Origin of the sequence: Enterobacter cloacae complex sp. IR5441, from assembly GCF_049238215.1 — a bacterium.
GTDB classification, from domain to species: Bacteria; Pseudomonadota; Gammaproteobacteria; order Enterobacterales; family Enterobacteriaceae; genus Enterobacter; species Enterobacter hormaechei_C.
On sequence record NZ_JBMKIA010000121.1, the window covers coordinates 1 to 863 of the forward strand.

At 52.5% G+C, this 863-nt stretch carries 1 rRNA gene; it reads right to left on the reverse strand.

The window, feature by feature from the left end:
* Window positions 1-843: ribosomal RNA gene (locus ACOTX5_RS26650) — 23S ribosomal RNA — on the reverse strand; the annotation flags it as partial.
* Between the last annotated feature and the right edge of the window lie 20 nt (window positions 844-863).

Consider the following 863-nt stretch of genomic DNA (forward strand, 5'->3'; position numbering starts at 1 on the left):
TTCACGAGGCGCTACCTAAATAGCTTTCGGGGAGAACCAGCTATCTCCCGGTTTGATTGGCCTTTCACCCCCAGCCACAGGTCATCCGCTAATTTTTCAACATTAGTCGGTTCGGTCCTCCAGTTAGTGTTACCCAACCTTCAACCTGCCCATGGCTAGATCACCGGGTTTCGGGTCTATACCCTGCAACTTAACGCCCAGTTAAGACTCGGTTTCCCTTCGGCTCCCCTATACGGTTAACCTTGCTACAGAATATAAGTCGCTGACCCATTATACAAAAGGTACGCAGTCACCCCATAAAGAGGCTCCCACTGCTTGTACGTACACGGTTTCAGGTTCTTTTTCACTCCCCTCGCCGGGGTTCTTTTCGCCTTTCCCTCACGGTACTGGTTCACTATCGGTCAGTCAGGAGTATTTAGCCTTGGAGGATGGTCCCCCCATATTCAGACAGGATACCACGTGTCCCGCCCTACTCTTCGAGTTCACAGCATGTGTGCTTTCGTGTACGGGACTATCACCCTGTACCGTCGGACTTTCCAGACCGTTCCACTAACACACAAGCTGATTCAGACTCCGGGCTGCTCCCCGTTCGCTCGCCGCTACTGGGGGAATCTCGGTTGATTTCTTTTCCTCGGGGTACTTAGATGTTTCAGTTCCCCCGGTTCGCCTCGTTAACCTATGTATTCAGTTAACGATAGTGCAACGGATTGCACTGGGTTTCCCCATTCGGACATCGCCGGGTCAAGGGTTCATATCACCTCGCCGGCGCTTTTCGCAGATTAGCACGTCCTTCATCGCCTCTGACTGCCAGGGCATCCACCGTGTACGCTTAGTCGCTTAACCTCACAACCCGAAGATGTTTC